Origin of the sequence: Streptomyces sp. NPDC019396 (assembly GCF_040632375.1) — a bacterium.
Classification (GTDB): Bacteria; Actinomycetota; Actinomycetes; order Streptomycetales; family Streptomycetaceae; genus Streptomyces.
The window spans coordinates 21,229-48,208 of sequence record NZ_JBEYBS010000003.1; the positions used below are offsets into that span (position 1 = coordinate 21,229).

The window sequence follows — 26,980 nt, forward strand, 5'->3', positions numbered from 1 at the left end:
ATCTTAAGGTGCCGGGATGACACCGGTGAGCGGCGTCGCCGGGTTCGCCAGCGCCTCGGTGTCCACCTCGGCTCCCGAGCGGATCAGGTCCTGGATGTCCGACGTGACGTCCCACACGTTCACGTTCATCCCGGCCAGGACCTTGCGCTCCTTGAGCCAGAAGGCGATGAACTGCCGCTTTCCCGCATCCCCGCGCAGCACGACCTGGTCGTACGAGCCGGGCGGCGCCCAGCCGGAGTACTCCATGCCGAGGTCGTACTGGTCCGAGAAGAAGTACGGGACCCTGTCGTACGAGACCTCCTGGCCGAGCATCGCCCGGGCCGCCGCCGGTCCGCCGTTGAGCGCGTTCGCCCAGTGCTCCACGCGCAGCCGGATGTCCAGGAGCGGATGGTGCACGGCGGCGACATCACCGGCCGCGTAGATCTCCGGGTCCGAGGTGCGCAGCGAGGCGTCGACCGCCACACCGCCCCCGTGGGCCCGGTCGACCAGGGCGAGCCCGGCCGCCTCCGCGAGTCCGGTGCGGGGGGCGGCACCGATGGCGGCGAGGACGCTGTGGGCCGGGTGCTCCTCGCCGTCGTCGGTGCGGGCGGCGAGGACCATGCCGTCCTGGCCGACGATCTCGGTGAGGCGGACGCCGAAGCGGAAGCGGACGCCGTGCTCCTCGTGGAGGTCGGCGAACAGCTGACCGAGCTCGGGGCCGATGACCCCGTGCAGCGGGGTGGGCTCCGGCTCGACCACGGTGACCTCCGCGCCGTAACCACGGGCCGCGGCCGCCACCTCCAGGCCGATCCAGCCGGCCCCGGCGATCACCAGATGGCCGTTGTCGCGGCCGAGGCCCGCGAGCACCTGCCGCAGCCGGTCCGCGTGCGCCAGGCGGCGCAGATGGTGGACCCCGGCCAGGTCGGTACCCGGGATGTCCAGGCGCCGTGGTTCGGCGCCGGTGGCCAGGAGCAGCTTGTCGTAGTGGACGCTGGTCCCGTCGCCGAGCCGTACGGACTGCGCGTCGCGGTCGACGGCGGTGACCGGCTGGCCCAGGTGCAGTTCGATGTCGTGCTGGGCGTACCAGGCCGGTTCGTGGACGAACACGCTGTCGCGTTCGTCCTTGCCGGACAGATAGCCCTTGGACAGCGGCGGGCGCTCGTACGGGTGGTCGCGTTCGTCGCCGATCAGGATCACCCTGCCGGTGAATCCCTCGGCGCGCAGGGTCTCCGCGGCCTTGGCCCCGGCCAGTCCCCCGCCCACGATGACGAACGTCCGATGCGCGTCGACCACTTCGCTCCTCCTAGTTCACTGCCGGTTGTTCACGGCCGGGGCTCCGGGGGTTGGCCCCCCGGACAGCACAGCACGCTACGCCGCCTACTGTGAGCGTCCCGCACGGAGCGTGATGGGGGAAGAGGGGGTGTCGGGGTGTGCGGGCCGGTCCAGCGGCGGTTCAGGTCGGTGCCGGGCTGGTTTCGGCCATCTCGGCTTCCCTTACGCCCCCCGCGAAGTCAGCCGGTCGTGCAGGGCTCGCGCCGATGCGTCGGTGAGCGAGGCGATCTGGTCAATGATCACCCGCTTGCGTGACCGGTCGCCGGGCGCGGCGTCGAACAGCGCCCGGAACTGCGGGTCCAGTCCCTCCGGCGCCCGGGCCATCAGGGCCTCGGCGAGTTCGGCCACCACGATGCGCTGCTCGGCGCGCAGCGCCTCCTGCTCCGCCCGCTGCATGACATAGCGGTCGGCGACCGCCTTGAGCACCGCGCACTCCAGGCGGGTCTCGTCCGGGACGACGAGCTCCGCGGCATAGCGGGTGAGCCTGCCGGTGCCGTACGCCTGACGTGTCGCGGACTCGGCGGCCAGGCAGAACCGGCCGATGAGCTGGCTGGTCGCGTCCTTGAGCCGAGCCTGCGCGACGGCCGATCCGTCGTAGCCGTGCGGCCACCACTCCTGGTCCACCAGCCGTTCGAGGGCCGCGGCGAGGGCCTGCGGATCGGTGCCGTCGGGTACGTAGCGGCCGATCGCCACGGCCCAGATCTCCCGGCCCTCGTGCTCGGACAGCAGGGCGTTGGGGTCGATATGCCCGGCGTGCAGCCCGTCCTCGAAGTCGTGCACCGAGTAGGCCACGTCGTCGGCCCAGTCCATGACCTGGGCCTCGAAGCACTTGCGGTGGCCCGGAGCGCCCTCGCGCGCCCAGGTGAAGACCGGCAGGTCGTCCTCGTACACCCCGAACTTCGGCGACCCGGGGTCGGTCGGATGGCCGCCGCGGGCCCAGGGGTACTTGGTCGCGGCGTCGAGTGCCGCCCGGGTGAGATTGAGTCCGACGCTCACGGGCTCGTCCGAGTGGGACGAGTGGACGAAGCGCTTGGGCTCGATACGGGTGAGCAGCCGCAGCGACTGGGCGTTGCCCTCGAAGCCGCCGCAGTCCTTGGCCACGTCGTTGAGCGCCTGCTCGCCGTTGTGCCCGAAGGGCGGATGGCCCATGTCGTGCGCGAGGCACGCGGCCTCCACCAGATCGGGGTCGCAGCCCAGTGCCTCGCCGAGCTCACGGCCGACCTGGGCGCACTCCAGGGAGTGGGTCAGCCGGGTGCGGGGGCTCGGGTCCCAGGCGGCGCTGCGTGAGCCCGGGGTCACCACCTGGGTCTTCCCGGCCAGGCGGCGCAGCGCGGCGGAGTGCAGCACCCGTGCGCGGTCGCGCTGGAAGGCGGTGCGGCCAGGGCGTTTGTCGGGTTCGGGGGCCCAGCGCGCGGTGGCCGCTTCGTCGTAGTCATGCTCGCCTGGCGTGCCCGTGGTGCCTTCCATGCCCCGACGGTAACCGCTCAGGGCCCGCGGTGCGGTACGGGCCCTGAGCGGCGGCGAGTGGTCGTCGGGCTCAGGCCGTCACCAGCTCGCGCCGGCCGGGCAGCGGCGGGGTGTCCAGCGCCGCGTCATAGCGATGGAGCACCAGCCGGGCGAGTGCGGCGTGGGCGCCGACGGGTTCCGCCGCGATCCACGGGGCGGCGGCGGCCGCCGCCGACGCGAACCGGCCGGGGGCGGTGAAGTACGAGGCCACGGCGACACGGTGGCGGCCGCGGGCGGCCAGGGCGCGTACGGCGTCCGGCACGCTCGGCGAGCCCGCGGAGGCGTAGGCGGGCACGACCGGCACCCCGCCGATGCGCTCGCTGAGCAGGGCCGCGGTACGGCGGGCGTCGGCGGCCGAATCGGGGTCGCGTGACCCGGCCGCGGCCAGCACCACTCCGGCGCTGCGGCTGCCGTGGTCCTCGGCGCGCCAGCCGGCCTCGGTCAGCCGCGCGTACAGCGCCTCGACGAGCAGCGGATGCGGCCCGAGCGGCGGTGCGAGCCTGGCCCGCAGACCCGGGAACCCGGTGACGGCATCGGGGATGTCCCGCTTGACGTGATAGCCCCGGCCCAGCAGCAGCGGCACGAGCACGGCGTCGCGGCGGCCCTCCGCGACGAGGCCGGCGAGGGTGTCCGGCAGCAGGGGCGCGTCGAGCTCGATGTGCCCGAGGCGGATGTCCAGCCCCGGACGCAGTTCCCGGACCCGGTCGAGCAGACGGCGGACGGTGCGGACGGCACGGGGGTCGCGGCTGCCGTGGGCGACGGCGAGGAGGGAAGGGGCGTGGATGGGGGAAGGGGCGGGGGATGCGGGAGAACTCATGGGTCTGCGCACTCCGTTGAGCTGGACGTGACTGAGCTGGGTCCCCAACTGCGCGGTGATCCGCGTGAGCAGCTGCGCGGTGCTGTCGAAGGTGCTGTCGGGAGTGCCGTCGAAGCTGCTGTCAGGGGGCAGCATGCCGGGGGCCGTGAACGCGCGAGGGTGTACCGACTCCGTCATGAGCCGATCGTGACGGGCGCAGATTGCGTCCCCGTTGCGGGGCCGTGAAAGGTGTTTTCCAGGACCTCACGGCCAGGCACCGGGCTCAGGTCAGGCGATGCCGAAGTATGTCCTGATCCCGCCCATCATGAGCTGGATCCCGGGTGATGCCGCCGCGCTACCCGGCACCGCGTCACACAGGAGCGTCATCCACGGCATTACCGCGGTGCCTCGGCACCGCGGTAATGCCGTGGTGCCTCGGCACCGCGGTAATGCCGTGGTGCCTCGGCACGCTTCCTCCCGGCAGGCCCCGGACGGGGTGTCAGCCCGCCAGCCAGACGCGCAGCTCCTGGCCCGGCAGGCACCCCTGCCCCATCGCCGCGTCCAGCGACTCCCCCGCCTCCCAGCCGACGACCGGCATGCCCGGCCACAGCCGGGCGACCGCGGCGAGGCAGCCCGCCCAGGCGCGGTCGAGGTCGTCGTCGACGGCGAAGAGGTTGGAGATGCCGAGGACGGACGCACTGCGGCTGACCACCGCCCCCGCGATGGTCCGACGTCCGCCCTCCGCGGCCTCCGTGGTGCCCGCGAGCACGGTCGTGGCGCGGTGGGTGAGGAGTTCGGGGCGGAAGATGCCCGCCATGTCCCCGTCCTCGCCGGCCCACGCCGCCGCCCACTGGCCCAGGCCGCCGGCCGTGCGGACCGGCCGCCAGACCACGCCGGCGGGGGCGACCGGGGTGACCAGCGTGGCCGGGCGGTGGATCCAGCGGGCTTCGATGATCACTTCGAAGCCGTCCGACGAGAGGTCGAGCCGGCCGAAACTGTCCTTGACCGAACAGCCGGGCGCCGCACGGTCGATGCCGTCGAGTACGTCCTGGGCCGCGGCCCGCGGTGACAGCGTCACCGCGTCCGGGTACAGCGGCGGGGTACGGAACTCGCTGGTCCAGGCCCGCTCGCCGAACACTCCGGAGATCCCGTGCGCACGGCACATGGCGTCGCACCATTCGGCGTTGTTGCGGGCAGCGTCAGCGATCATCCCGTCATCATGCCGGACCGGCGGCGCTCGACCCGCCGGGTTTTCGTCTGTCGGACACTGAACCGCCGTGCCCGAGATGACGTCGGAAGAGATGAGTCGTACGACAGAACGACCGGACGGCGAATCCAGGGGGTCTCCACCGTATGCGCAAGTTCTCAACGATGCGCAAGCTCTCGCTCCGCCTGCCCAGGACCCGTCGCGGGCAGCGGCGCGCCGTGCAGGGCGTCATGCTGGGCTGCGTCCTCGCGCTGGCCCCGGCGACATGGATGCACACCGTCGCCGACAGCCGGGTCCGTACGGTGGCCGACGTCCCCGCCCGCGATGTCGCCGTGGTGTTCGGCGCGGGGCTGTGGAAGGGGCGCCCGACGCCGTATCTCGCGCACCGGCTCGACACCGCCGCCGAGCTGTACCGGACGGGCAAGGTCAAGGTCGTGCTCGTCACCGGGGACAACAGCCGGGCCGAGTACGACGAGCCGGACGCGATGCGCGCGTACCTCACCGACCGCGGGGTGCCCGACGGCCGGATCGTCAGCGACTACGCGGGCTTCGACACCTGGGACTCGTGTGTCAGGGCCAAGCAGATCTTCGGGGTGGACCGGGCGGTGCTGGTGACCCAGGGCTTCCATATCGAACGGGCCCTCGCACTGTGCGGTGCGGCGGGGGTGGAGTCGTACGGGGTCGGGGTCGCGGAGCCGCTCGACACGACCTGGTACTACGGGGAGACGCGGGAGCTGGCCGCGGCGGGCAAGGCGGCGCTGGACGCCGCGTTCAAGCCGGAACCGACCTTCCTCGGGCGCAAGGAGTCCGGTGTCGCGGAAGCCCTGGCAGCGGACACCTCACCTTTGCCGGGGCAACGGGCTGAGCACCCCGCACCGGCGTCGTAACACGAGGAGCCCGTCGGCGTAACACCGGCGACGCACGCTGAGGGACATGTCCCTCGCTCCCGCCACCCCCGCACTGGTCCCCACCCACTGCCCGTACTGCTCCTTGCAGTGCGGGATGAACCTGCGCGGTACCGGCGCGGACACGGGCGCGGTCGAGGTCGTGGAGCGCCCCGACTTCCCCGTGAACCGGGGTGCGCTGTGCGGCAAGGGACGCACCGCGCCCGCCGTGCTCTCCTCCCGGGTGCGGCTGACCACGCCCCTGGTGCGGAGCCCCGCCACGGGCGCGCTGGAACCAGCCACCTGGGACGAGGCCCTGCGCGTCACCGCCGAGGGGCTCCGCCGCACCCGCGAGGCACACGGCGCCGACGCGGTGGGGGTGTTCGGCGGCGGGGGGCTCACCAACGAGAAGGCGTACACGCTCGGGAAGTTCGCCCGGGTGGTGCTCGGCACCTCCCAGATCGACTACAACGGCCGTTTCTGCATGTCGTCCGCGGCGGCCGCGCACCAGAGGGCGTTCGGCCTGGACCGCGGGCTGCCGTTTCCGCTGGAGGACGTTCCGCGCACCGGATGCGTGGTCCTCGTCGGCTCCAACCTCGCCGAGACGATGCCGCCCGCGCTGCGCTACCTCACGGAGCTGAAGGAGAACGGCGGTTCGCTGATCGTCGTCGATCCGCGCCGTACGAGGACCGCCGAGCAGGCCGATCTGCATCTGGCCCCGCGCCCCGGCACGGACCTGGCCCTGGCGTTGGGGCTGCTGCACCTGGTGGTGGCGCAGGGTCGGACGGACGAGGACTTCATCCGCGAGCGGACCAGCGGCTGGGCGGAGGCCAGGGCGGCGGCGATGGCGCACTGGCCCGAGCTGGTCGAGCGCATCACCGGTGTCGGGGTGCCGCAACTGCGCACGGCCGTTGACCTGTTCTGCGACGCGCCCACCGCCATGGTGCTCACGGCACGCGGCCCCGAGCAGCAGTCGAAGGGGACCGACACGGTCGGCGCCTGGATCAATCTGGCTCTGGCCACGGGAAACGCGGGCCGGCCGTTCACCGGATACGGCTGCCTCACCGGACAGGGCAACGGGCAGGGCGGCCGGGAGCACGGCCAGAAGGCGGACCAGCTGCCCGGTTACCGCAAGCTGGACGACCCCGCTGCACGGGCGCACGTCGCCGGGGTGTGGGGGGTCGACCCCGACTCCCTGCCCGGCCCCGGCCGCAGCGCGTACGAGCTGCTGGACGCGCTCGGCGGGGAGGTGAAGGCCCTGCTGCTGATGGGGTCCAACCCGGTGGTGTCCGCCCCGCGTGCCGCGCATGTGGAGGAGCGGATCCGGGCGCTGGACTTCCTCGCGGTCGCCGATGTGGTGCTGTCGGAGACGGCCGGGCTGGCGGACGTGGTGTTCCCGGTGACCCAGTGGGCGGAGGAGACGGGGACCACGACCAATCTGGAGGGCAGGGTGCTGCTGCGGCGGCGTGCGATCACGGCGCCGGACGGGGTACGTGGCGACCTGGAGGTGCTGCACGGTCTTGCCGGGCTGCTGGGCCACGAGAAGGGCTTCCCGACGGACCCCGAGGAGGTCTTCGGGGAGCTGCGGCGGGCATCGGCGGGCGGAGCGGCGGACTATTCGGGCATCGACTACCGGCGGCTGGAGGAGGAGAACGGCGTGTTCTGGCCCTGCCCTGAGCCGCCGGAGAAGATCACGGGCGGCCCTGAGGAGGTCCATCCCGGGACACCGCGGCTGTTCCTGGACCGGTTCGCCACGGCGGACGGGCGGGCCCGGTTCGTACCGGTCGTCCACCGGGAGGCCGCCGAGGACACCGACGCGGAGTATCCGGTCCTGCTGACGACCGGCCGGGTGCTCGCCCAGTACCAGTCAGGGGCGCAGACCCGCCGGGTCGCCGAGCTGAACGCCGCGGCCCCGGGGCCGTTCGTGGAGCTGCACCCGCGGCTCGCCGCGCGGGTCGGGGTGGCCGAGGGAGAGCCCGTCGCGGTGGTGTCCCGGCGCGGACGGGCGGTGGCACCGGCCCGGCTGACCGAGTCGATCCGGCCGGACACGGTCTTCATGCCGTTCCACTGGGCGGGCGAAGGGCGGGCCAACACACTGACCAACCCCGCACTCGACCCGGTCTCGCGGATGCCGGAGTTCAAGGTGTGCGCGGTGCGGCTGGAGCCTGCGGACGGGTAGGTGCCTTCCGGGCCGTCCAGTCGCCGCCCGGGATCACTGTGCCGCGTGCCCGCAGCTCCCGTGCCATCACGTCCGCGGCGACATACACCCAGGCCGTGACGCTCCCCCGGGCCGTCTCGACGTCCCTGGCGACCCGTACGTACACATTGCGCGGGTCATCGGGGCCGAAGTAGTCCTCCAGCTCGTCCAGCACCGCCGACAGCTCGTGATATCCGTCCGGGGACGCGGTGACCAGCTCGCCGAGCACCGTGCCGTCGCCGTCCCCATCGACATCCTCGATGACGTACGGGTAGCCGGGCCCGTCGTACAGCACCGCTCCCGGGAGGCGGGCCGGTTCCTCGGCGCAGGTGCGGCCGCGCAGGAAGCGGTCGTGGTTGTGCTCGCCGGGGCGCAGGGTGCCGTAGACGAAGAACGGCAGCAAGCCGTTCACGGCGCGGGCTGCTGAGGGGAAACCGCCGGTGGGACATCCGGCGTGGCCGTCTCGGCGGCGATCCACTCCAGGTAGTCCGCACTGCCGCGTACCACCGGCGTGGCGATGATCTCCGGGGTCTCGTAGTCGTGCCGCTCCTTCAGATGCGTCTCAAGGGCGTCGTAGCGGTCCTCCGTGGTCTTGAAGAGGATCTGCCACTCCTGGCTCGTCTCGACGGCGCCCTGCCAGCGGTAGACGGAGGTGACGGGTCCGGAGGTCTGCGCACACGCGGCCAGTCGCGCCTCCACGGCACCCCGCGCCAGCGCCGCGGCCTGCGCGGCGCTGCCGGTGGTGGTGAGCACGGTCAGCACCTTCACGGCGGCCAGGGGCCCGTTCGTCGCGGTCATGCGCACGCTCCTCTCCTCGCCCGGCCATCGCCTCGGCTCCTGTGCCCAACCTCGCACATGCCAGCCGACTCGCCGTACAGCGCCCTCGAATCACCCATTCGGCGCGACCGCCCCCACGGTGCACCCGATGGCCCATTCCACCACTGTGACCTGCGAAAACGGAATCCCGCTACGGCGACGAGCCCCGCACACCCGCATATCTGATCGCCCATCAGCAGGCGTGCCCGGCGCGCTGGCTCTTACCTCAGAGGTGAGAAGGGCGTCGGCGGCAGCGCCGGGGCCCGGACACCACCCAGATCGCGGCGAGCGCGGCCCTTTCGGCCGCGCCCGCCGTCGGCGGGGCGTGGCCCTTGCCGCGCTGGGCGAGCGGCGCGCAGGGCAACCAACGGGCTCGGCCTCCACCGTCCTCGTAACCGCCCCGTCCTCGCCCCCGTCATGCGTCCGGCTGACGGGGGCGGGGAGCCACGTCCGGCACGCAGACCTCAATGACGGTGATCCGTCGGTCGCACAGCGGCGTGAGGTCCTCGCTCGCCCTCCCGGCCCGGATGCCGGGTCAGCACCCTCGCACCGGCCCTGGGCGAAGGGGTCTCGCAGCCGGCTCCGGATGATGGGGCCTCGCAGCGGTCCCTACGCGAAGGGGCCCTCGCTGACGAAGCGCTGAAGGTACCGCGCGAAGGCCGCGGCCTCGCCGGCCGGCCAGGTGGCGAGGCCGGCCTCGATGTGGGCGGACAGACGGTGGCGCAGGGCCCCCACGGTCCGTTCGCCCGCAGCCGTGAGGGCGAGCAGGGTCGCCCGCCTGTCCTCGGGGTCGGGTTCGCGCCGGACGAGCCCCGCCTCCTCCAGTCTGGAGGCACGGCGGGTGACGCCGGAGCGGTCGAGGCCCACGTCCCCGGCCAGCGCGGCGGCGCTGCGCGGACCGCTGCGCGCCAGTGCGCTGAGGATGGGATAGGTCAGCTCGTCCACGGCTTCGCCCAGGCCGTCCGTCAGCCTCCGGTACAGCTCCAGCCGGTTGCTGCGCTTGAGCAGTACGCCCAGGGCGTCGGCGATCTCGTGTCCCACACCGCTCTCCATGCACCCAGATTAGCGTGCGTGACGCACGCATGTGCGCTACAGTTCAGGAGAAGCGTGCGCGACGCACGCATCGCTCCAGCAGTGACCGGCCTGGAAGGACCCCGCCATGACCACGCACCGCACCAGCATCGCCGCCGCGCTGAACGACCTGATCCTCACCCCCGTACCCGACCTCCGGGAAGCCGCCGACCGGCACTTCGCCCCCGACTACCGCCAGCGCACGGACGGCGAGTGGGCCGACCGCGAGGGCTTCCTGGAGCACATCGCCCACCTCCGCAACGTCGTCACCGGAGGATCCGTCGAGGTCCACGACGAGCTGTACGACGACACACGCTACGCCGACCGCCACACGGTCCACGTCACGAAGAAGGACGGATCCACCGTGCGCACGGAGGTGTACCTGCTCGGGGAGTTCGCCCCCGACGGCCGCTTCCGCCGTATCGAGGAGGTCACTCTCATGCTCGAAGGCGCCGAAGCCGACCGGAATCTGGGCAGCGCCCGCTGAGGCGGCAACGCCCGGGGGCCCGGCGCGCCCTCACACCGCTCCCGCACCCGCGCTGAGATCAGCGTTCCCCACGGGAAACAACGGAGATGCGGGCAGGTAACAGCGGCGCCCCATGCTGCCTGCATGGATACGAGGACCGTGGTGATCGGCGCCGGGATGGCGGGGGCGCGCCTGGCGCGCCTGCTCTCGCCGGTGTGCGATGTCACCCTGCTCGGCGACGAGCCGCACACCCCCTACAACCGGGTGCTGCTCGCCGAGGTCCTCGCCGGGCGGTACGCACCGGAGGTGATCGCCCTGCCGCCCGTGCCGGGAGGACCGGCGACGGTGCGGCACGGGGTGCGGGCGGTGCGCATCGACCGCGAGGCGCGGACCGTGCACTGCGCGGACGGCTCGGCGGTGGAGTACGACCGGCTCGTGCTGGCGACCGGCTCCAACCCGGTGCTGCCGCCGCTGCGCGGCACCTCTGGAGGGCTGCCCGAAGGCGTGCACCCCTTCCGCACTCTGGACGACTGCCTGGCCCTGGCCGCCCTGGCCCGTACGGGCACGCGCGCCGTGGTCATCGGGGGCGGGCTGCTCGGGGTGTCGGCGGCGCGTGCCCTTGCGGAACGCGGGGCGGACGTGGTGCTGGCCCATCACGGGCCCACGCTGATGGACCGCCATCTCGACCCGGCGGCCGGGGACCTGGTCCGGGCCCATCTGGAGGATCTCGGCGTCGAGGTCCACACGGAGTGTCATGTCCGCGGCCTGCGCAGCGGCCCCGAACAGGCCGTCTCCGGCGTCGAACTCGCCGACGGCTTCGTCCTCGACGCGGAGTGCGTGGTCCTCGCCTGCGGGGTCCGGCCGCGTACGGCGCTGGCCGCCGACGCGGGCCTCGCGGTCCGCCAGGGCGTCGTCGTGGACGACGAGCTGCGTACGTCGGATCCGTGCATCCACGCCATCGGCGACTGCGCCGAGCACGCGGACACCGTCTACGGCCTCGCGACGGCGGCGGTGGAACAGGCCGACGCCCTCGCCGCCCTGCTGACCGGCACCGGCCCGGCCCCCTACACCGGCACCCGCGCCCTCACCCGGCTCACCCTCGGTGGCGCCGGAAGTCTCGATGTCGCCGCCTTCGGGGATCCCGCCCCGCGCCCCGGGGACGACGTCGTGCAGCTCGCCGACGCCACCCGCGGGGCCTACCGGAAGGTCGTCGTCCGCGGGGACCGCCTCGTCGGGGGCGTCCTGCTCGGGGATCTCGCCACCGTCGGCGCGCTGGCCCGCGCCTGGGAGGGCGACGACCCCCTGCCCGACGCCCCGCTGCTCCACCTGCTCACCACCGACGGAGGTTTCTGAAATGACCGCCACCACGCCCAACACGCCCACGATCGTGCTGGTCGGCCACGGCATGGTCGGCCAGCGTTTCCTGGAGGCCCTCGCCGAGCGAGGCGCCACGGAGCGGGCGCGGATCGTCGTGCTGTGCGAGGAGCCGCGCCCCGCATACGACCGGGTGCAGCTCACCTCCTACTTCGCCGGCCGCACCCCCGACGACCTGTCGCTCGTCGAGGACGGCTTCATGGACCGGCACGGCATCGAGCTGCACCTCGACGACCCGGCCGTCAGCGTCGACCGTGCCGCCCGCACGGTGACCGCGCGCTCCGGGCGGACGTTCACTTACGACTCCCTCGTGCTGGCGACCGGCTCGTACCCCTTCGTGCCGCCCGTACCGGGCAAGGACGCCGAAGGCTGCTTCGTCTACCGCACGATCGAGGACCTGCTCGCGATCGAGGAGTACGCGAAGACCTCCCGCACCGGTGTGGTCGTCGGCGGCGGGCTGCTCGGTCTCGAGGCGGCCGGCGCGCTCAAGGGCCTCGGCCTGGACACGCACATCGTGGAGTTCGCGCCCCGGCTGATGCCGGTGCAGGTGGACGAGGGCGGTGGCGCCGCGCTGCTGCGGACCATCGAGGGCATGGGGCTGAGCGTGCACACGGGCGTCGGCACCCAGGCGATCACCGCCGACGGCGGCACGGTCACCGGGATGAGTCTCTCCGACGGCTCCGCGCTCGCCACCGACCTCGTGGTCTTCTCGGCAGGTGTACGGCCGCGCGACCAACTGGCCCGTGACATGGGCCTTGAGGTGGGCGAGCGCGGCGGAATCGTGGTGGACGAGCAGTGCCGTACGTCGGACCCGGGCGTCTTCGCGATCGGCGAGTGCGCCCTGGCCTCCGACGGCCGGGTGTACGGACTGGTCGCCCCCGGCTACGAGATGGCGAAGACCGTCGCCGACGTACTCGTGGGCGAGGAGGGCGCCTTCACGGGCGCCGACCTGTCCACGAAGCTGAAGCTGCTCGGGGTGGACGTGGCGTCGTTCGGCGACGCGCACGGCACGGCCGACGGCTGTCTGGACGTCGTGTACGCGGACTCGCGCTCCGGGGTCTACAAGAGGCTGGTCATCGGCCGGGGCGGCGAGCTGCTCGGCGGTGTCCTCGTCGGCGACGCCGATTCGTACGGGATGCTGCGCCCCCTCACCGGCAGTGTGCCGCCCGTACCGCCCGAGCAGCTGGTGCTGCCGGCCGGCGCGGGGGCGCCGGTCGCGCTCGGTCCGTCGGCGCTCCCGGACGACGCCGTCATCTGCTCCTGCCACAACGTCACCAAGGGCGAGATCTGCGCCCACACCTCCCTGCCGGAGGTGAAGAAGTGCACCAAGGCAGGTACGGGCTGCGGCAGTTGCGTGAAGGTCATCGGCCAGCTGCTGCCGCAGGCTGCCGACCAGGGCCTGTGCGGCTGCTTCTCCTACACCCGCAGCGAGCTGTACGAGATCGTCCGCACACTGCGGCTCACCTCGTACGCGCAGCTCCTCGACTCGCACGGACGCGAAGCGGCGCGCGGCGGCGAGGGCTGCGAGGTCTGCAAGCCCACGGTGGGCTCGATCCTCGCCAGCCTCGGCAACGGCTACATCCTCGACGGCGAACAGGGGGCGTTGCAGGACACCAACGACCACTTCCTCGCCAACCTCCAGCGCAACGGCTCGTATTCGGTCGTGCCACGCATCCCCGGCGGTGAGATCACCCCGGACAAGCTGATCGTCATCGGCGAGGTCGCCCGCGACTTCGGCCTCTACACGAAGATCACGGGCGGCCAGCGGATCGACCTGTTCGGCGCCCGGGTGGACCAACTCCCCGCGATCTGGACCCGGCTGGTCGACGCGGGTTTCGAGTCGGGGCACGCGTACGGGAAGGCGCTGCGCACGGTCAAGTCCTGCGTGGGGCAGACCTGGTGCCGCTACGGCGTACAGGACAGCGTGAAGATGGCGATCGACCTGGAGCTGCGCTACCGGGGGCTACGCGCCCCGCACAAGCTCAAGTCGGCCGTGTCGGGCTGCGCCCGTGAGTGCGCGGAGGCGCAGTCGAAGGACTTCGGCGTGATCGCCACCGCCAGCGGCTGGAATCTGTACGTCGGCGGAAACGGCGGCGCCACACCACGGCACGCCGATCTGCTCGCCCAGGACCTGTCCGACGCCGAACTCGTGCGGCTCATCGACCGGTTCCTGATGTTCTACGTCCGCACGGCTGACCGGCTGGAGCGCACCTCCACCTGGCTGGAGCGGCTCGAGGGCGGACTCGACCACCTCCGAGACGTGGTCGTCCACGATTCGCTGGGCCTGTGCGCCGAGTTGGAGGCCCTGATGGCGGAGCACGTCGCCGGCTACCACGACGAGTGGGCCGCGACGCTGGACGACCCGGACCGGCTGCGCCGCTTCGTGTCGTTCGTGAACGCGCCGGAAGCCCCGGACCCGTCCGTGAGGTTCATCCCGGAACGGGACCAGATCAAGCCGGACCTGACCATTCTGACCCTGGGGCCGACCATGGGCCCGTCTCTGGAAGGGACTCTGACCCGATGATGACACCGACGCTGCAACTACATCTGGACGACGCCTGGTTCCAGGTCTGCGAGCTGTCCCGGCTCACCCCGGGGCGCGGTGTGGCGGCACTGCTCCCCGACGGACGCCAGGCGGCCGTGTTCGTGGACCGCTCGGGACGGGCGTACGCGATCGACAACCGCGACCCGTTCACGGGCGCTCAGGTGCTCTCGCGCGGCCTGCTGGGCACCGCGGGCGGCCGGCCCTTCGTGGCCTCGCCGCTGCTGAAGCAGCGCTTCGACCTGGAGACCGGGCGCTGCCTCGACGACGAGGCGGTGACGGTGCGCGCGTATCCGGTGCGCACCGGGGCGTGAACGGGTCCTGAGCGGGCCTGGGCGGGGGGCTAATTCGCGTGCGCGCGGGCCGGGACGGGGGTACGGTCCGCGCCATGCCGATGCCTCCCCGCATACGCCCGCCCTTCGACGCCGACGAACGCACCCAGCTCGTCGGATGGCTCGACACACAGCGAGCGATCGTCCACTACAAGTGCGAGGGCCTGTCCGATGAGGACGCCCACCGGAAGGTGCTGCCCACCTCGCCGCTGATGACCATGGCGGCCCTCGTCTCCCATCTGCGCTGGGTCGAACACGCCTGGTTCGAGGTCCTCTTCCTCGGCGGTGCGGCGGCCGGCAACCCGTCGTTCCTCGACGAGCCCGAGGACGCCGACATGCGGGTCGAGGGAGTCCCCCTGGCCAAGCTGCTCGAGGAGTACGAGCAGCAGTGCGCGAGGTCAAACGAGATCATCGCCGCGCATCCGCTGGACGAGACGGGCAGGCACCCGGATTTCCGTTCCGCGGCGGCGTCCCTGCGGTGGATGCTGATCCACATGGTGGAGGAGACCGCCCGGCACGCGGGTCACATGGACACGATCCGGGAGCTGCTCGACGGCGCGAAGGGCTACTACTGACGGGCTACTGCTGACCCTCCGCCAGGACCTTCGGGTCCATCCAGGCGACCTCCCAGATGTGGTGGTCCGGGTCCTGGAAGGAACGGCCGTACATGAATCCGTGGTCCTGGGCCGGCATGGCCTCCGAGCCACCGGCGGCGAGCGCCGCGTCCGCCAGCTCGTCCACCCGGTCCCGGCTCTCGGCGCTGAGGGCGAGGAGCACCTCGGTGGTGGTGGCGGCGTCGGCGATCTCCTTCTTCGTGAACTCCCTGAACCGGGGCTCGGTCATGAGCATCGCGAAGATCGTGTCGCCGAGCACCAGACAGGCGGTGTTCTCGTCGGAGAACTGGGGGTTGAAGGAATAGCCACATGCCTTCCAGAAAGCCTTGGTCTTCTCCAGGTCCTTCACCGGCAGGTTCACGAAGATCATCTGGGTCATGGCCGTTCGTTCCTCTGTTTCGGGTTCGTGTGCGGTGTGCCGAGTTACGAGGGGTAGACCGGCGGACCCGGCAGAACTCATCGCCGAGCCGGCCCGGGCACCCAGTGTGAACCCGCTGCCGTGCCAGCCGGCCTCCACCGCGCCGGTGCCCCCGAAGTGGGCGGGGGACGACGGGCTCCCCGTTCATCGGCGGCCCGCTCGAGGAAGCGCTCGCCGCTTCGCCCCCTGCCCCGCCGCCCGACGTCTCCCCTTCACCGGTCGTTGAAGCCGTGTCAACTCCGCGCTTCTATGGTCCCTAAGCCGTGTTTGAGAACGAGCGCCGTCCGGGCGGACGGCGGGGCTCGCGGCGTCCGGTGCGTGCTGGAGTCGCGGGCCAGGCGGGAGCTCTCGAACACGGCCTAGGCGCGCGACCCCGTCCGCCGACCGGCGTCGCGGGGCAGTCACGGAAACCCATCATGGAGTGAGTGACAGTGGAACGACGCAGCTTCCTGCGCGGGGCCGTCATCGGCACCTCCGCCGCCGCCTTCGGCGGCACACTGTGGCAGGGCGCCGCCGCCGCGGCGCCGGCGCAGCCCGGTTCCGGGCCCTACGGTGCGCTCGGCGCGGCCGACGCGAACGGTATCCAGCTGCCCACCGGCTTCACCAGCAGGGTGATCGCACGGTCCGGGCAGCGGGTCGGCACCACCTCGTACACCTGGCACAGCGCGCCGGACGGGGGCGCCTGCTTCGCCGACGGCTCCGGGTGGATCTACGTGTCCAACTCGGAGATCAACCCCTCGGGCGGGGCGAGCGCGGTGCGGTTCTCCTCGACCGGGGCGATCACCGGGGCGTACCGCATCCTCTCCGGCACCCGGCAGAACTGCGCGGGCGGCAGGACCCCCTGGGACACCTGGCTGTCCTGCGAGGAGGTCAGCCTCGGCTACGTCTACGAGACCGACCCGTGGGGTGTGAAGCCCGCCGTGCGCCGGTCCGCCATGGGCCGGTTCAAGCACGAGGCCGCCGCCGCCGACCCGGTGCGCAAGGCCGTGTATCTGACCGAGGACGAGACCAACGGCTGCCTCTACCGCTTCGTCCCCACCACCTGGGGCGATCTCTCCTCCGGCACCCTCCAGGTGCTGGTGGCCGGCAGCGGCACCTCCGGCTCGTACAGCTGGGCCGACGTCCCTGACCCGGACGGCTCGCCGACCGCGACCCGCAGCCAGGTGTCCGGGGCCAAGAAGTTCAACGGCGGCGAGGGCTGCCACTACGCCAACGACACGGTCTGGTTCACCACCAAGGGCGACAACCGCCTCTGGCAGCTCAACCTCACCAGCGGCACCTACGAACTGGCCTACGACGACTCGCTGGTCGTCGGCGGCTCCGCACCGCTGACCGGCGTCGACAATGTCACCGGGTCGTCCTCGGGCGATCTGTTCATCGCCGAGGACGGCGGGAACATGGAGATCTGCCTGATCACCCCGGACGATGTCGTCGCACCGTTCCTGCGTATCAACGGCCAGTCCGGTTCCGAGATCACCGGACCGGCCTTCTCGCCGGACGGAAGACGGCTGTACTTCTCCAGCCAGCGCGGTACGAGCGGGAGTTCTTCGGGCGGTATCACCTACGAGGTGACCGGGCCCTTCCGCGCATAGCCGCCGCGGCGGACGGCCCACCCGCCGCGGCCGGCTGTACGACCGGCGCACCCGGGGCGCCCGGCGCAACGGACACCACCGCGGCGGGCGCCACCGGATCCCGCTGGGCACCGCCCCTCAGGAGCGCGGTGCCCAGCGGGGTCATCGAGTGCAGCACCGCATTGCCGTTGCGCAAGGTGACCACCAGGCCCGCCTCCCTGAGGACGCAGGCGTGCTGGCTGGCCGACGCCAGCGACACCCCTGCCCTGCGGGCCAGTTCGCTGGTCGTACAGCCGTTGCCTATGGAGTGCAGGACGGCCGAGCGGGTGTGGCCCACCAGGCGGCCGAGCGTGACCAGGTCCCGCTCGGCATCGGCGGCGGTCGGCGGGGCCGTGTGCGTGACGGGGTAGACCAGCACGGGCGGCAGGCTCCCGTCGCGCCGTACCACCGGGGCGCCGCGGCAGAAGTACGACGGCTGGAGCAGCAGGCCACGCCCCTCCAGATGGATCTCCCGGTCGACGGGGTAGTCCGCCTCGAGCACCGGCGCACTCCAGCGCAGCATCGGCGGCAGCGAGGCGAGCAGTTCGTCCGCGCCGCCGTCGAGGAGTGCCCGGCCGCGCGCGGCCCGGTCGGCCTCCACGGCGGCCTGTATCTGGGACCAGTAGGGCTCGACCGCCGCCCGGTGGTAGCTGCGCAGCGCGCCGATGAGCCTGGCCATGGGCTCCGCCTCGCCGTCGGCGAGCCCGGCCAGCCGGGCCGGGAGCCCCGGCTGGGGGCGGTCTGCGGCCAGCAGAGCGAGCTCGGCGCGCAGCCGCGGCGCCGGAGTCGCCCGTACCGCTTCGAGGCCCTCGTCGAGCCCTTCGAGCGCCTCGGGCGGGGTGAGGAAGTCCGGGAAATATCCACGCGGCGGCACCAGTGCGGCCAGCAGTCGTGTTTCACCATTCAACCGGGCGCGGGTTTCCGCGCGCCATTCCCCGTACGCCGCTGCGCCCCGGCGGTCCCGCAGCCGATGAAAGCTCAGAATCGTCTCCCACAAAACGTCCGGCCTGGCCGCCATCCTCACCCTTGCTAGGTCTTCACCCGTGAAATGGATACGCAGCACGGAACCCCCACTGTTGCATCCGCAATCGTCCCAGCCACTGAGTATGCATGCAATCACAGGCCGTCACCACGGAGTTTCAGCCACAGTTGAAACGCAGTGCGCAGAACCGCACAACCCGAAAAGCTGTACGACGTCGGACGCGAAACCTTCGAGTACCGAGGGGCGAGGGAAAGACCGTGGGGGGCTTTCCCCGCCCGGCGGCGGTCGGCGGAGGTTGCGGCTCCGTGTCCGACATTGGTAATGGGGCGCGGCCGGCGGGTGGGGATCCGCCGGCCGCGCCCCGCCCGTTCTTTGCTCAATGAATGGCGGGAATCAAACTCCCGTTAATGTCCACTACTGGCTCGCCGTTCAACAGTGGCGTACGCCACATCCGTGGGAGCGGTGTTGAGCCAAGTCAGGCCAGAACAAGCCAAGTTGAGCCGTTGACGGCCTCTTGAGACCCCCGCGCCCCGGGACGGCGGGAAAAGGCGACGGGCGGGAGAGGCACCTCCGCACAAGGTGCCTCTCCCGCCCGTCTCCTGGGCGCCGCGGCCGTCGCTGGGTCGGTGAGGGTTGAGGGTCGAGCCACCGACGGCCCCGGATTCTCAGCAGCCGGTCAGCGGCTGTCGCTCCCGGAGGACTGCGCCGCCGCGCGGCCCGCCTCCAGGCGCGCCACGGGGATCCTGAACGGCGAGCAGGAGACGTAGTCCAGACCCACCTCGTGGAAGAAGTGCACCGACTCGGGGTCGCCACCGTGCTCGCCGCAGACGCCGAGCTTGAGGTCGGGGCGGGTGGCCCGGCCGGCCGCGACGGCGTCGCGGACCAGCGCGCCGACGCCGTCCTTGTCGATGGTCTCGAACGGGCTGACGCCGAAGATGCCCTTCTCCAGGTAGGCCGTGAAGAAGCTGGCCTCCACGTCGTCCCGGCTGAAGCCCCACACGGTCTGGGTGAGGTCGTTCGTGCCGAAGGAGAAGAACTCCGCGGCCTCGGCGATCTGACCGGCGGTCAGCGCGGCACGCGGCAGCTCGATCATCGTGCCGAGGGCCAGCTTGAGGGCGACGCCGGTGGCGGCCTCGACCTCGGCGATGACCTGCTCGGCCTCCTCGCGGACGATCTCCAGCTCCTGCACGGTGCCGACGAGCGGGATCATGATCTCGGCGCGCGGGTCGCCCTTGGCGTTCTTGCGCTCGGCCGCGGCCTCGGCGATCGCCCGCACCTGCATGGTGAACAGGCCGGGGATGACCAGGCCGAGACGGACACCGCGCAGACCCAGCATCGGGTTCTGCTCGTGCAGCCGGTGCACGGCCTGGAGCAGGCGCAGGTCGTTCTCGTTGTGGTCCTTGCGGGACTCGGCGAGGGCGACGCGCACCGACAGCTCGGTGATGTCCGGCAGGAACTCGTGCAGCGGCGGGTCGAGCAGCCGGACGGTCACCGGCAGGCCGTCCATCGCCTCGAAGAGCTCGACGAAGTCCTTCTTCTGCAGCGGCAGCAGGTTCCTCAGCGCGTCCTCGCGCTCGTCGTCGGTGTCGGCGAGGATCAGCTTCTCGACCATCTCGCGGCGCTCGCCGAGGAACATGTGCTCCGTGCGGCACAGGCCGATGCCCTGGGCGCCGAAGCGGCGGGCGCGCAGGGCGTCCTCGGCGTTGTCGGCGTTGGCCCGCACGCGCAGCCGGCGTACCCGGTCCGCGTAGGCCATGATCCGGTGCACGGCCTGTACGAGCTCGTCGGCGTCGTCGGCGCCCGCGTGCATCCGGCCCTCGAAGTACTCGACGACCGGGGAGGGCACGACCGGCACCTCACCGAGGTACACCTTGCCGGTGGAGCCGTCGATGGAGACCACGTCGCCCTCTTCGATGACCGTGCCGTTGACGGTCATCCGGCGGCGCTTGGTGTCGACCTCGAGCTCTTCGGCGCCGCAGACGCAGGTCTTGCCCATGCCGCGGGCGACCACGGCCGCGTGCGAGGTCTTGCCGCCGCGGGAGGTCAGGATGCCCTCGGCGGCGATCATGCCGTCCAGGTCGTCGGGGTTTGTCTCACGGCGGATCAGGATGACCTTCTCGCCGGAACGGGACCACTTGACGGCCGTGTAGGAGTCGAAGACGGCCTTGCCGACGGCGGCACCCGGGGAGGCGGCGATGCCCCGGCCGAGCTTCTCGACCTTGGCTGACTCGTCGAAGCGGGGGAACATCAGCTGGGCGAGCTGGGCGCCGTTGACCCGCTGGAGCGCCTCGGCCTCGTCGATGAGGCCCTGGTCCACGAGCTGGGTGGCGATACGGAAGGCGGCACCTGCGGTGCGCTTGCCGACGCGGGTCTGGAGCATCCAGAGCTGCCCGCGCTCGATGGTGAACTCGATGTCGCACAGGTCCTTGTAGTGCGTTTCGAGCGTCTCCATGATCTGCATGAGCTGGTCGTACGACTTCTTGTCGATCGACTCCAGGTCGGCGAGCGGCACGGTGTTGCGGATACCGGCGACGACGTCCTCGCCCTGGGCGTTCTGGAGGTAGTCGCCGTAGACGCCCTGGTGACCCGACGCGGGGTCGCGGGTGAAGGCGACGCCGGTGCCGGAGTCGGGGCCGAGGTTGCCGAACACCATGGAACAGACGTTGACCGCGGTGCCCAGGTCGCCCGGGATGCGCTCCTGGCGGCGGTAGAGCTTGGCGCGGTCGGTGTTCCAGGAGTTGAAGACCGCGTTGATGGCGAGATCCATCTGCTCGCGCGGGTCCTGCGGGAAGTCACGGCCGGTCTCGGCCTTGACGATCTTCTTGAACTGCTTGACCAGCTTCTTGAGGTCGGCGGCGTCGAGATCGGTGTCGACGGCGACCTTCTTGGCGGCCTTGGTCTCGTCGAGGACGTCCTCGAAGAGCTCACCGTCGACGCCGAGCACGGTCTTGCCGAACATCTGGATGAGCCGGCGGTACGAGTCCCAGGCGAAGCGCTCGTCGCCCGCCTGCTTGGCCAGGCCCTCGGCGGACGCGTCGGAGAGCCCGATGTTGAGGACGGTGTCCATCATTCCGGGCATCGAGAACTTGGCGCCGGAGCGTACGGAAACGAGCAGCGGGTCGTCGGCCTGGCCCAGCTTCTTGCCCATCTTCTGCTCAAGGGCCTCGAGGTGCGCACTCACCTCGTCACGCAGGGCCGCGGGCTCCTCGCCGCTTTCGAGGTAGACCTTGCACGCCTCGGTGGTGATGGTGAAGCCCGGAGGGACGGGCAGCCCGAGGTTGGTCATCTCGGCGAGGTTCGCACCCTTGCCACCGAGGAGGTCCTTGAGGTCCCTGTTGCCCTCGGTGAAGTCGTAGACGAACTTCTGATCTTTGTTTTCCGACACGGGTCTCGACTCCTCGAGGACTCGGTGGCTGCCCTGACGGCGAGGAACATACCCAGATCGAAGGTGTTTGGGTACGTGCACTTCTCCGTCATCAGGGCTTAACCACCCGTCCGCCAGCAGATCGCAGGTTACTGATGTGTTAACGGAACGGCCGTGACTCCTTCACGCCTCGAAGAGCGCTTGACTGAAAGTGGAGATTATCCGCTCACATGAGCGCACAGGAGGGCATGTGAGTTCAACTCTTGAACGCAGAAAGGGTGGCACTCAGTGCCACCCTTCTAAAGGTGCAGCCATCGCCCGAGCGCTCATCTGAGCGCCACCCTTATCAGAGGTGGCGAGGATCACGCCGCCACGCATGGCCTGATTCCGGCATCCGGACGCCTCTTGGGACGGTCTGGCCAGCTCAGCCGCCCGACGTATCCAGCTCCGCATCCTCACTCACACCTGCACAGTCGTACGGGTCCTTCAGCCAGCCGTCGGGCAGTACGACCCGGTTGTTCCCGGATGTCCGGCCGCGCGGGCCGTCCGCGCCGACCGGCCACGGCTGATTCAGGTCCAGCGTGCTCAGCTGAGCGCGCAGCTCGTCCAGGGACGAGGTCACCGCGAGCTTCTTGCGCATCTCCGAACCCACGGCGAATCCCTTGAGGTACCAGGCCACATGCTTTCGGAAGTCGATGACGCCACGGGACTCGTCACCGATCCACTCCCCCAGCAGCTGGGCATGGCGCACCATGACCTCCGCGACCTCACGCAGCGACGGCCGCGCGTACTGCCCGGTCCCCTCGAAGGCCGCCACCAGATCCCCGAAGAGCCAGGGCCTGCCGAGGCAGCCGCGCCCCACCACCACGCCGTCACAGCCGGTCTCGCGCATCATCCGCAGGGCGTCGTCGGCCGACCAGATGTCGCCGTTGCCGAGCACGGGGAGCTCCGGGACATGCTCCTTGAGCCGGGCGATGGCCTCCCAGTCGGCGGTGCCGCCGTAGTGCTGCGCCGCCGTGCGCCCGTGCAGGGCGATGGCCGTGACGCCCTCGTCCACGGCGATCCGGCCCGCGTCGAGATAGGTGATGTGGTCGTCGTCGATGCCCTTGCGCATCTTCATGGTCACCGGCAGGTCGCCGGCGTTGCCGACCGCCTCGTTGAGGATCGCCCGCAGCAGGTTCCGCTTGTACGGGAGCGCCGAGCCGCCGCCCTTGCGGGTCACCTTGGGGACCGGGCAGCCGAAGTTGAGGTCGATATGGTCGGCCAGATCCTCGTCCACGATCATGCGCACGGCCTTGCCGACGGTGACCGGGTCCACTCCGTAGAGCTGGATCGAGCGCGGGGTCTCGGTCCTGTCGAAGTGGATGAGCTGCATCGTCTTCTCGTTGCGCTCGACCAGCGCCCGCGTCGTGATCATCTCGCTCACGAACAGACCCTTGCCGCCGCTGAACTCGCGGCAGAGGGTGCGGAAGGGTGCGTTGGTGATGCCCGCCATGGGGGCGAGCACGACCGGGGGCTGCACGGGGTGCGGCCCAATCGAGAGGGTGGGATGCGTGGCCATTCGCCCATTGTCGCGCACGGCCAGGTTCATTAGTTAGGCGTACTATGCACTCATGCCCGCGTCAACATCGGCCCCGGGCCCCCGGCGGCGGCTGCTGATCCTGGCGATCTGCTGTATGAGCCTGCTGATCGTCAGCCTGGACGCCACCGTCCTGAACGTCGCCCTGCCCTCGATCCGCCAGGACCTGGGCGCGAGCGTGGCCGACCTCCAGTGGATCATCGACGCCTACACCCTCGTCCTGGCGTCCCTGCTGGTACTCGCGGGTTCCACCGCCGACCGGATCGGCCGCCGCAGGGTCTTCCTGACCGGTCTCGTGCTCTTCACGCTGGGCTCCGCCCTGTGCTCCCTCGCACCGGACCTCCCCCTGCTCGTCGTCTTCCGCATGGTGCAGGCGGTGGGCGGCTCGATGCTCAACCCGGTCGCGATGTCGATCATCACCAACACCTTCACGGACCCACGCGAACGCGCCCGCGCCATCGGCGCCTGGGGCGGTGTCGTCGGCATCTCGATGGCCGCCGGCCCGGTCATCGGCGGCCTGCTGGTCGAAACGGTCGGCTGGCGCTCGATCTTCTGGCTCAACATCCCGGTCGGCCTGGCCGCCCTCCTGCTCACCTGGCGCTGCATCCCCGAGTCCCGCGCCCCCAAGCCCCGCAGGCCCGACCCGGTCGGCCAGCTCCTCGTCATCGCCCTGCTCGGCTCGGTCACGTACGCGATCATCGAGGCCCCCAGCAAGGGAGCAGCCGTCCTCCCCCTGGCCGGGGTCGCGGTCGCCGCCCTCACCGCGCTGCTGCTCTACGAGCCCCGCCGCGACGAGCCCCTCATCGACCTGCGCTTCTTCCGCTCGGCACCGTTCAGCGGCGCGACCGTGATCGCGGTCAGCGCCTTCGCCGCGCTGAGTGGCTTCCTGTTCCTCAACACCCTCTACCTCCAGGGTCTGCGCGGCCTGTCCCCGCTCCACGCGGGGCTGTACATGCTTCCCATGGCCGGTCTCACCTTCCTGTGCGCCCCGCTCTCCGGCCGCCTGGTCGGCGCCCGCGGCCCACGCCTGCCCCTGATCGTCGCCGGAACCACGATGGCGGCGAGCGCCCTGCTGTTCGCCGCATTCGACGCGGAATCGAGCACACCGCTGCTCTTCACCGGCTATGTGCTGTTCGGCCTCGGCTTCGGCATGGTCAACGCCCCCATCACCAACACCGCGGTCTCCGGAATGCCCCGCGCCCAGGCCGGCGTGGCCGCTGCCATCGCCTCCACCAGCCGCCAGACCGGCGCGACCCTCGGCGTCGCCGTCATCGGCTCCGTCCTGGCAGCCGGCACCAGCGCCGCAGCCCCCGCCTCGACCTTCCTGGAGGCAAGCCGCCCAGCCTGGTGGATCATCATGGCCTGCGGTCTGTCGGTCCTCGTGGTGGGCGCGGCGACGAGCGGACGGTGGGCGCGCGAGACGGCCCGGCGGACGGCGGAGCGACTTGAGCGCACGGGGGCGCGGGTGGCGGCGCGGAGCGGGTCGTAGGCGTCCCGGTACCTCGTTCTCCCTGAGCGGGGCTCGCTGCGAGATCCCCGTCCGATGGGCTGCGAGCCGGACACCTCCGGGTTCACGATCCCGGGGACGACTGACGCGGAAAACCGGTGGGCCCGGACCGCTTCATGCGGTCCGGGCCCACCTCGAGTCGGGCGTCAGCTCTGCTGATCGTCCTGCTTGCCCTGTGTGCGCTCGCGCATCTTGCGCAGCAGCTCCTGCTTCTTTTCGTCGGCCGACTTCTGCCCGGCCGCGCGGGCCGGGCCGTTGCCGTGCTGGTCGGCGCGGGACAGCTTCTTTCGCTGTCCGCCCACGCCGAGAAGGTTGTTGCGGCTCTTGGCCACCGGATTCTCCTGTCCTGGTGAGAAGGGGTTCGTCGCGGGTGCGGGTGTCGCTCAGTCGACGATGCCGGGCAGGCCCGACGATGCAGGCCGGGGCGCCCTCATGGGGTGCGGCGCACCGGCAGACCCACCCGCCGCACTCTCACTCGTAGATCTGGTGGAAAGAACACATGCCGCGACCGTACCCGCACCCCACGCCCCGGGCACCTGGTTTTCAGGGGTACGGGGTTTCAGGGGTACAGGGCATTCAGGGGAGTTCAGGGGGTTCCTGGGGCGATCGTCGCCTGGTGCGCCTCGGTGAGGTGCTCCTCCGCCTTCAGCCACGGCAGGAACTGCGCGTTCTTGCGCCAACCGCACGTGTCGCAGGTCAGCGCGCGCTGGATGCCCGACTTCCTGACGTGCACGACGTGTTCGCGGCCGTGCTGGTCCCATCGGCTGACCTTGCTGCTGGTCATGGACGGCATCGGTCCCCTCCCGGTGACGAGTGCGCGCCCAGTGTGCACGACGAAGGCCGACCGGGCACCAGCCAGGCCGGCCTTCGTCCTAAGCGGCACGCTTGGCGTCAGGCACCGATGAGGCGCGTGGCCAGGTACCCCTGGATCTGGTCCAGGGACACTCGCTCCTGCTTCATCGAGTCGCGCTCGCGCACCGTCACCGCGTTGTCGTCGAGGGTGTCGAAGTCGACGGTCACGCAGAACGGGGTACCGATCTCGTCCTGGCGCCGGTAGCGGCGGCCGATCGCGCCCGCGTCGTCGAACTCGATGTTCCAGTGCTGGCGCAGGTCCGCCGCGAGGCCCTTCGCCTTCGGGGAGAGCTGCGGGTTGCGGGACAGCGGCAGCACCGCGACCTTCACCGGGGCGAGGCGGTGGTCGAGGCGCAGCACGGTGCGCTTCTCCATGACGCCCTTGGCGTTGGGGGCCTCGTCCTCGTTGTAGCCGTCGAGGAGGAATGCCAGCATCGTGCGGCCGACACCGGCGGCGGGCTCGATGACGTACGGCATCCAGCGCTCCTGGGCCTCCTGGTCGTAGTACGACAGGTCGGTGCCGGAGGCCTTGGAGTGGGCCGTGAGGTCGTAGTCGGTGCGGTTGGCGACGCCTTCGAGCTCGCCCCACTCGCTGCCGCCGAACTGGAAGCGGTACTCGATGTCGGCGGTGCGCTTGGAGTAGTGGGAGAGCTTCTCCTTGGGGTGCTCGTACCAGCGCATGTTCTCCTCACGGAGACCCAGGCCGGTGTACCAGTTCCAGCGCTGCTCCATCCAGTACTCCTGCCACTGCTCGTCCTCGCCCGGCTTGACGAAGAACTCCATCTCCATCTGCTCGAACTCGCGGGTGCGGAAGATGAAGTTGCCGGGCGTGATCTCGTTGCGGAAGGACTTGCCGACCTGGGCGATACCGAACGGCGGCTTGCGGCGCGCGCTCTGCTGGACCTGGGCGAAGTTGGTGAAGATGCCCTGGGCGGTCTCGGGGCGCAGGTAGGCGACGGAGCCCGAGTCCTGGGTGGGGCCGAGGTGGGTGGAGAGCAGACCCGAGAACTGCTTGGGCTCGGTGAACTGGCCCTTGTTGCCGCAGTTGGGGCAGTTGATGTCGGCCAGGCCGTTCGCCGGGGCGTGGCCGTGCTTCTCCTCGTACGCCTCTTCCAGGTGGTCGGCGCGGTAGCGCTTGTGGCAGGAGGTGCACTCGGTGAGCGGGTCGGAGAAGGTGGCGACGTGGCCGGAGGCCTCCCAGACCTCGGTGGCCAGGATCACCGACGAGTCGATACCGACGACGTCCTCACGCGAGGTGACCATGTAGCGCCACCACTGGCGCTTGATGTTCTCCTTGAGCTCGGTGCCCAGCGGTCCGTAGTCCCAGGCGGCACGCTGTCCGCCGTAGATCTCGCTGCACGGGTAGACAAAGCCACGGCGCTTGCTCAGGTTGACGATCGTGTCGATCTTGTCGGCGGCCACGGTGCTCTCTTCATTACGACGACGGGTTGGACGACTGGCTGGGGCGGCGCAAGACGCCCGGCCGGGGGTGACGGAGTGGCGAGTGCTTCAGATTACCGGCGGCCTCACCCCTTCGATCAAATCGGTGCAG

The 26,980-nt window shown here is 71.1% G+C and carries 23 protein-coding genes; 9 read left to right on the forward strand and 14 right to left on the reverse strand.

Annotation, left to right across the window (positions count from 1 at the left end; genetic code table 11):
- Positions 1-3 precede the first annotated feature (3 nt).
- The 4 genes from ABZ532_RS04055 to ABZ532_RS04070 all read right to left on the reverse strand — a co-directional run bounded on the left by ABZ532_RS04055 (position 4) and on the right by ABZ532_RS04070 (position 4,823).
- Positions 4-1,272: an FAD-dependent oxidoreductase gene (locus ABZ532_RS04055; protein WP_361279470.1), complete on the reverse strand. Its 1,269-nt coding sequence runs from the start codon at positions 1,270-1,272 to the stop codon at positions 4-6.
- A gap of 201 nt (positions 1,273-1,473) precedes the next feature.
- Positions 1,474-2,778 carry a deoxyguanosinetriphosphate triphosphohydrolase gene (locus ABZ532_RS04060; RefSeq protein ID WP_361279472.1) on the reverse strand — a complete coding sequence of 435 codons (1,305 nt, stop codon included), beginning with the start codon at positions 2,776-2,778 and terminating at the stop codon, positions 1,474-1,476.
- A 70-nt stretch (positions 2,779-2,848) separates the two neighbouring features.
- Positions 2,849-3,769 (reverse strand): sirohydrochlorin chelatase, encoded by a 921-nt coding sequence (locus ABZ532_RS04065; RefSeq protein WP_361279741.1) that lies wholly within the window; start codon positions 3,767-3,769, stop codon positions 2,849-2,851.
- 343 nt (positions 3,770-4,112) lie between these two features.
- Positions 4,113-4,823, reverse strand: coding sequence for a hypothetical protein (locus ABZ532_RS04070; protein ID WP_361279473.1), 711 nt, complete (start codon positions 4,821-4,823; stop codon positions 4,113-4,115).
- 143 nt (positions 4,824-4,966) lie between these two features.
- On the opposite strand from ABZ532_RS04070, the gene ABZ532_RS04075 reads away from it, so the two are divergent.
- A complete protein-coding gene (locus tag ABZ532_RS04075; RefSeq protein ID WP_361279474.1) occupies positions 4,967-5,707 on the forward strand; it encodes an ElyC/SanA/YdcF family protein in 741 nt (246 codons plus the stop codon).
- Between the two features lie 46 nt (positions 5,708-5,753).
- Positions 5,754-7,883 carry a molybdopterin oxidoreductase family protein gene (locus ABZ532_RS04080; protein WP_361279475.1) on the forward strand — a complete coding sequence of 710 codons (2,130 nt, stop codon included), beginning with the start codon at positions 5,754-5,756 and terminating at the stop codon, positions 7,881-7,883.
- Here ABZ532_RS04080 and ABZ532_RS04085 read toward each other — a convergent pair.
- The 3 genes from ABZ532_RS04085 to ABZ532_RS04095 form a co-directional block, all read right to left on the reverse strand.
- Positions 7,843-8,304 (reverse strand): gamma-glutamylcyclotransferase family protein, encoded by a 462-nt coding sequence (locus tag ABZ532_RS04085; RefSeq protein WP_361279742.1) that lies wholly within the window; start codon positions 8,302-8,304, stop codon positions 7,843-7,845. The two genes, ABZ532_RS04080 and ABZ532_RS04085, sit on opposite strands and share 41 nt — an antisense overlap.
- 5 nt (positions 8,305-8,309) lie before the next feature.
- A complete protein-coding gene (gene cutA / locus ABZ532_RS04090; RefSeq protein ID WP_361279476.1) occupies positions 8,310-8,699 on the reverse strand; it encodes a divalent-cation tolerance protein CutA in 390 nt (129 codons plus the stop codon).
- Between the two features lie 627 nt (positions 8,700-9,326).
- On the reverse strand, positions 9,327-9,770 hold the full coding sequence (locus ABZ532_RS04095; RefSeq protein ID WP_361279477.1) for a MarR family transcriptional regulator: 444 nt from the start codon (positions 9,768-9,770) through the stop codon (positions 9,327-9,329).
- A 106-nt stretch (positions 9,771-9,876) separates the two neighbouring features.
- Between ABZ532_RS04095 and ABZ532_RS04100 the strand changes: the two genes are divergently transcribed.
- The 5 genes from ABZ532_RS04100 to ABZ532_RS04120 all read left to right on the forward strand — a co-directional run bounded on the left by ABZ532_RS04100 (position 9,877) and on the right by ABZ532_RS04120 (position 15,077).
- On the forward strand, positions 9,877-10,275 hold the full coding sequence (locus ABZ532_RS04100; RefSeq protein ID WP_361279478.1) for a nuclear transport factor 2 family protein: 399 nt from the start codon (positions 9,877-9,879) through the stop codon (positions 10,273-10,275).
- Between the two features lie 123 nt (positions 10,276-10,398).
- Complete coding sequence (locus ABZ532_RS04105) at positions 10,399-11,607, forward strand: FAD-dependent oxidoreductase (RefSeq protein ID WP_361279479.1); 1,209 nt, start codon at positions 10,399-10,401, stop codon at positions 11,605-11,607.
- A gap of 1 nt (position 11,608) precedes the next feature.
- Positions 11,609-14,152: a nitrite reductase large subunit NirB gene (gene nirB / locus ABZ532_RS04110; protein ID WP_361279480.1), complete on the forward strand. Its 2,544-nt coding sequence runs from the start codon at positions 11,609-11,611 to the stop codon at positions 14,150-14,152.
- Complete coding sequence (gene nirD, locus ABZ532_RS04115) at positions 14,149-14,484, forward strand: nitrite reductase small subunit NirD (protein WP_361279481.1); 336 nt, start codon at positions 14,149-14,151, stop codon at positions 14,482-14,484. Before nirB ends, nirD begins: the two co-directional genes overlap by 4 nt.
- A gap of 80 nt (positions 14,485-14,564) precedes the next feature.
- Positions 14,565-15,077, forward strand: a complete 513-nt coding sequence (locus tag ABZ532_RS04120; protein ID WP_361279743.1) for a DinB family protein — start codon at positions 14,565-14,567, stop codon at positions 15,075-15,077.
- A 4-nt stretch (positions 15,078-15,081) separates the two neighbouring features.
- Here the strand turns inward: ABZ532_RS04120 and ABZ532_RS04125 are convergent, their stop codons facing one another.
- Positions 15,082-15,495, reverse strand: a complete 414-nt coding sequence (locus ABZ532_RS04125; RefSeq protein ID WP_361279482.1) for a VOC family protein — start codon at positions 15,493-15,495, stop codon at positions 15,082-15,084.
- A gap of 470 nt (positions 15,496-15,965) precedes the next feature.
- On the opposite strand from ABZ532_RS04125, the gene ABZ532_RS04130 reads away from it, so the two are divergent.
- Positions 15,966-17,126: an alkaline phosphatase PhoX gene (locus tag ABZ532_RS04130; protein ID WP_361279744.1), complete on the forward strand. Its 1,161-nt coding sequence runs from the start codon at positions 15,966-15,968 to the stop codon at positions 17,124-17,126.
- Here the strand turns inward: ABZ532_RS04130 and ABZ532_RS04135 are convergent.
- The 3 genes from ABZ532_RS04135 to dusB all read right to left on the reverse strand — a co-directional run bounded on the left by ABZ532_RS04135 (position 17,092) and on the right by dusB (position 23,051).
- Positions 17,092-18,207, reverse strand: coding sequence for a winged helix-turn-helix domain-containing protein (locus tag ABZ532_RS04135; RefSeq protein ID WP_361279483.1), 1,116 nt, complete (start codon positions 18,205-18,207; stop codon positions 17,092-17,094). The two genes, ABZ532_RS04130 and ABZ532_RS04135, sit on opposite strands and share 35 nt — an antisense overlap.
- Positions 18,208-18,802: 595 nt before the next feature.
- Positions 18,803-21,511, reverse strand: a complete 2,709-nt coding sequence (gene ppdK / locus ABZ532_RS04140; protein ID WP_361279485.1) for a pyruvate, phosphate dikinase — start codon at positions 21,509-21,511, stop codon at positions 18,803-18,805.
- 403 nt (positions 21,512-21,914) lie between these two features.
- Positions 21,915-23,051: a tRNA dihydrouridine synthase DusB gene (gene dusB / locus ABZ532_RS04145; RefSeq protein WP_361279486.1), complete on the reverse strand. Its 1,137-nt coding sequence runs from the start codon at positions 23,049-23,051 to the stop codon at positions 21,915-21,917.
- Between the two features lie 52 nt (positions 23,052-23,103).
- Here dusB and ABZ532_RS04150 point away from each other — a divergent pair, with 52 nt between their 5' ends.
- Positions 23,104-24,558, forward strand: coding sequence for an MFS transporter (locus tag ABZ532_RS04150; RefSeq protein WP_361279487.1), 1,455 nt, complete (start codon positions 23,104-23,106; stop codon positions 24,556-24,558).
- A gap of 164 nt (positions 24,559-24,722) precedes the next feature.
- Here the strand turns inward: ABZ532_RS04150 and ABZ532_RS04155 are convergent, their stop codons facing one another.
- The 3 genes from ABZ532_RS04155 to ABZ532_RS04165 form a co-directional block, all read right to left on the reverse strand.
- The gene (locus ABZ532_RS04155) at positions 24,723-24,908 is read right to left on the reverse strand and encodes a DUF6243 family protein (RefSeq protein ID WP_361279488.1); all 186 of its coding nucleotides are present in this window, start codon (positions 24,906-24,908) and stop codon (positions 24,723-24,725) included.
- A gap of 254 nt (positions 24,909-25,162) precedes the next feature.
- Positions 25,163-25,369: a hypothetical protein gene (locus tag ABZ532_RS04160; RefSeq protein ID WP_361279489.1), complete on the reverse strand. Its 207-nt coding sequence runs from the start codon at positions 25,367-25,369 to the stop codon at positions 25,163-25,165.
- Between the two features lie 98 nt (positions 25,370-25,467).
- The gene (locus ABZ532_RS04165; protein ID WP_361279490.1) at positions 25,468-26,850 is read right to left on the reverse strand and encodes a glycine--tRNA ligase; all 1,383 of its coding nucleotides are present in this window, start codon (positions 26,848-26,850) and stop codon (positions 25,468-25,470) included.
- Positions 26,851-26,980: the final 130 nt, after the last annotated feature.